The sequence below is a fragment of the Devosia sp. genome (assembly GCF_034675085.1).
In the GTDB taxonomy this organism is placed as follows: Bacteria; Pseudomonadota; Alphaproteobacteria; order Rhizobiales; family Devosiaceae; genus Devosia.
The window spans coordinates 1-4,384 of record NZ_JAUCDN010000271.1 but is presented as its reverse complement, the minus strand read 5'-3'; the positions used below and the strand labels follow the sequence as shown (position 1 = coordinate 4,384).

The window sequence follows — 4,384 nt, the reverse complement described above, 5'->3', positions numbered from 1 at the left end:
TTTTCGGCCTTGATGAAGCCTTCCATCACTTCCTTGCCCTTGGCGCGGGTGAAATCGCCGGTCTGGCTGCGCACGATGGAGATGTTGTCGTGGCCGGCAATGGCTTCCTCGAAGCCCTTCTTGCGATTGATGGCCGGGGTGGAGCCCACGGTGCCCTGGAGCTCGACCACCTTGCAGTCGGCGTCGCCCACGGCATTCACCAGCCAGTCGCCGGCGACACGGCCTTCCAGGATCTGGTCGGACATGACGGCGGTGAAATAGAGATCATCGGGCGCATCGACGCCGCGGTCGAGCAGCAGGACGGGGATTTCGGCTTCCTTGGCCTCCGCCAGCACGTCCTCCCAGCCGGTGGCAACCACCGGGGCGACAAGGATCGCGTCCACCCCCTGGGCGATGAAACCACGAATGGCCTTGATCTGGTTTTCCTGCTTTTGCTGGGCATCGGCGAATTTGAGATCGATGCCCAGGGCTTCGGCCTGCTGTTTGGTCACCGAGGTCTCGGCGGCGCGCCAGCCCGATTCCGAGCCGATCTGGCTGAAGCCGACGGTCAGGCCCTTGAGATTGTCCTGCGCGATGGCGACGGACGTCAAAGCGGTAGCGAGGCCCGCCGCAATGGCGAGCTTGGTGAAAATGGTCACGATGTCCTCCCAAAAATGACCGTCGCGGCGTCTTCACCTGCGACGATGCCGTGGACGCTACATAAAGTATTATTATATGTAAATAGGGAAAATGCGGCCCCGGCAGCGCCGGATTTCCGGCCCGCTCCACCTCTTGCAATGCGACTTTGATCTTCAGGAATGGCAAACACTTACAGATTATCCTCTAGGCTTATGGGCAGTCGCGCCCGGATCGAGCTGAGGAACCGCATTTGATGGCATCCTGGCAGGCATTGGCCGGCAATTTCGCCGTCGTGGCCCTGTTTGCCTTTGGCTGGGGCCACATGCACTTCTGGCTGCGCGGCTTGCCCAATGGCGGCCGCAACGCCCTGTTCGGCGTGGCCATGGGCGCCGGCGCGGTCACCTCCATCGCGTTGGGAACGGAAATCCTGCCCGGCGTCATCATCGACCTGCGGGCCGCGCCGCTGGCTGTTTCAGCTTTTTTCGGCGGCCCGCTGGCAGCGATCATCTCCGTGGCGATTACCAGCATATGGCGCATAGCGGTGGGCGGGCCGGGCATTGCGGCGGGCCTGCTCATCATTCTTTTCGCCACGACGGTGGGACTGGCGGGGCGCGTCATATTGGGTCGCCACCAGATGACCAGCCTGCGCTGGCTGGTGCTGAGTTGCGTGATCGCGCTCGCTTCGGGCGCGCTGCTGCTCTGGCTGCTGAATTTCCTGCATGACGGCATCGGCATGAACCTGCTGCTGCCGGTCATGGTGCTCAACCTGCTGGCGACAAGTCTCGCCGGCCTCATCCTCTTCACCGCCGAGCGCATAGCGGCCGAGCGCGACCTTCTCGCCGCCGCCATCAGCCAGGTGCCCCACTACGCCTATGTCAAGAACCGCTACGGCATCTTCGTGGCGGTCAACCAGGCCTTTGCGCGCCTTAATGGCTATAGCTCGCCCTCGCAAATGGTGGGGGCGGATGAAGCCAAGCTGCCGCCGCCCGCCCATCCCAGCGCCCTGCTCGCCTCCGACCGCGACGTGATGGACAAAAGCGAGGCCTCGCGCTGCGTCGAGGACCGGCTGGAGGACAGCCAGGGGCATGTCCGCTGGCTGAGCACCAGCAAGACCCCGCTTTTTGGACCTGATGGCGCGCTGATCGGGGCGGTGGGAATTGGCTGGGACATCACCCGCGAGCGCACCATGCAGCAGGACCTGGCAGAGAACGGCAAAGTGCTGAGCCACGCGCTGACCGAAATGTCGGACGGTCTGGCGGTATTCGGCCATGACGGGCGGCTGCAATTCTGCAACACCCAATACCAGACGAGCTTCCCCCTCACCGGCCATCTGCGCAAGCCGGGCGCCTCCTATCGCACCATCCTGGAAGCCGTGATTGCCAGCGGCGAGCAGACGAACGCACCCACAAAGGACGTCCAGGCCTGGATCGACGCCATCTATGACAACCTCTTCAACGAGAGCGAGGCGGAGATCAATCTGGTCGACGGGCGCTGGCTTCAGGTGCGCACCCGTCCCACCAGCCAGGGCCGCACCATGGTGGTGGTGGCCGACGTCACTCGCATCAAGCAGACCGAGATGGAGCTGAAATCGGCCACCGACCGGTTCAGGCATCAGGCGCGCACCGACGGGCTGACCGACCTGCCCAATCGGCGCGCCTTCGATGCCGCGCTCGACACCGAGATCGCCCGCAGCGTGCGCAACGGCACCCCGCTCAGCCTGTTGCTCATCGATGTCGACCACTTCAAGGACTATAATGACTACTATGGCCATCCGGCCGGCGATGTCTGCCTGAAACAGGTGAGCCTGCAACTGCGCTCGGCCCTCAAGCGCCCGGCCGACCTCCCGGCCCGTTATGGCGGGGAGGAATTCGCCGCCATCCTTCCCGATACCGACGAGGACGGGGCCTATCTGGTGGCCGAGGGCTTCCGCAAGGCCATGGCCGCCTCGCGCCTGCCCCATGCGGCCTGCGAGCGCGGCATCCTGACCGTCAGCATCGGGGTGGCCACCTATATGCCCGACAATCTTCGGCGCAGCGCCGCCGAACTGATCGAAACGGCAGATGAAGCCCTTTATAGCGCCAAGGCCGCCGGGCGCGATCGCGTCTATGGGCGGCGGGTTTCCCCTCTTCGGCAGAAATACGCTCAGGATTAACGCCGGGCCTCGGCCGGCGCGGAATGGCCCGGAGGAACAGCGACCTTGACCGGGCGGTGGGGCGATTTGAACCAGTAAAAGGGCGCGACCAGCAATTCGCGAGCCGCGCGAAACGTCGCCAGCCCCATGAGCAGCCAATAAAAGGGCAGCAATATCTGACTGGGCAGCAGATGCAGCCTTCCCACCCGCATCAGGCCCAGCACGGTCATGGCCAGCGTACTGCCATAACCCAGGCCGAGAAGCGCCATGTAGTAGACACCCAGCGGCGAGCCGTCCCACCCCAGATGCCCGCCGAACCAAAGCCACACAAGCAGCGCGGCATAGGCGCAATGGAGCACCGGCGCCAGGATCATGCCCAGCACCAGCACCTGAAAGGCGAGAAAGCGCAGCGGCCCCATTTCGGCCAGCAGTCGTCCCGGATCGCGATTATGGACGATGAAGGTCTGCATCCAGCCCTTCATCCAGCGAGTGCGCTGGCCCAGCCAAGGGCGAAAATGGGTGGGGGCGGCTTCGTGGGTGGCTGCATCGAGCATCTCCACGCGCAGGCGCCGGCGTGCCAGCCGCATGCCCAGATCGGCGTCCTCGGTGACATTGAAGGCGTCCCAACCGCCCAGCCGGCGCAGCGCATCGATGCAGAAATGGTTGGAGGTTCCACCCAGCGGCACCGGCCAGCGCCAGCGCGTCAGGGCCGGGAGGAATACGCCAAAAAGGCTGGCATATTCGCCGGCGAAGAGCGCGGCCAACGGAGTGTCGCGGCCGTTGTCGATCACCAGCGGCGCCTGCAGGCACACGATATCGGGCTCTTCGCGGAACCGCAGCGCCGCCTTCCAGAGCTGGTCAGGCTCGGGCCTGTCCTCGGCATCGAACACCACGACATGCTGGCCCCGACAGAGCGGCAGGGCAAAATCGAGCGCCTTGGGCTTGGTGCGCGGAGCGGCATCGGGCACGGCCACGAGAGAGAATTGTGGATCGCCCAATTGCGCCCGCACCGCGGCCACCGTAGCCGCTGACTGGGCCTCGACCACGAATTTGATGTCGAGCCGGGCCGCCGGGTAGTCGCGCTATTATGTAGCAGTCACACCTAGGCGCTCATCGGCCTTCATATAAAGGCTTCCTTATGTGTTCGCAAAGTCGGCTCATAAGGCGAACAAACCCCTTCCCCGTTCTCCATACCCGTTGACGTTCGTAACGGAACGCTTTAACAGGGGAATCACGCGAAGGGGTTAACCATGAACTCGATCACACTCGAAACCATCCAGCGCCGCCGGGCCGAAGTTGGCAAACAGCTTTCGGACCTCGACGCCCTTAGGGCGGAACTTGAGTCCGAGCTTGGCGACCTAGCCGCGACCGAGAGGACATTCGCCCGCATGGGCGGGGCAGAACGCATTACGGCTAGCGCGCCAGTCGGGCAGCCGGAGGCGGTCGCTCGGGGCGATGCAACGAAACCTGCCACGACTACGGAAATGATTCTCCAGGTGTTCCGAGAAATGGGACGCGGTATGGAGCCGCGCGAAGTTACTGACGCCATCGAAGCCAAGGGCTGGGGGCCGGTGAACCGCGATGCCCTTCGCACCCGAATCTGGCACTTGGCGAAAGACAAGAAATTGGCGAAGG

Annotated in this window: 4 protein-coding genes; 2 read left to right on the top strand and 2 right to left on the bottom strand. The window is 64.0% G+C overall.

The window, feature by feature from the left end:
* Positions 1-614 (bottom strand): substrate-binding domain-containing protein (locus VDP82_RS14470; protein WP_416347125.1); only part of this gene is annotated, 614 nt, incomplete at its 3' end.
* 257 nt (positions 615-871) lie between these two features.
* Here VDP82_RS14470 and VDP82_RS14465 point away from each other — a divergent pair.
* Positions 872-2,770, top strand: a complete 1,899-nt coding sequence (locus VDP82_RS14465) for a diguanylate cyclase (protein ID WP_323015542.1) — start codon at positions 872-874, stop codon at positions 2,768-2,770.
* Here VDP82_RS14465 and VDP82_RS14460 read toward each other — a convergent pair.
* The gene (locus VDP82_RS14460; protein ID WP_323015543.1) at positions 2,767-3,804 is read right to left on the bottom strand and encodes a glycosyltransferase family 2 protein; all 1,038 of its coding nucleotides are present in this window, start codon (positions 3,802-3,804) and stop codon (positions 2,767-2,769) included. The two genes, VDP82_RS14465 and VDP82_RS14460, sit on opposite strands and share 4 nt — an antisense overlap.
* 195 nt (positions 3,805-3,999) lie before the next feature.
* Here VDP82_RS14460 and VDP82_RS14455 point away from each other — a divergent pair.
* A partial coding sequence (locus tag VDP82_RS14455; RefSeq protein ID WP_323015541.1) for a hypothetical protein occupies positions 4,000-4,384 on the top strand: 385 nt, incomplete at its 3' end.

Coding starts and splice junctions, on each gene's coding strand:
- VDP82_RS14465 (WP_323015542.1), top strand. CDS start 872: ATGGCATCCTGGCAGGCATTGGCCGGCAATTTCGCCGTCGTGGCCCTG.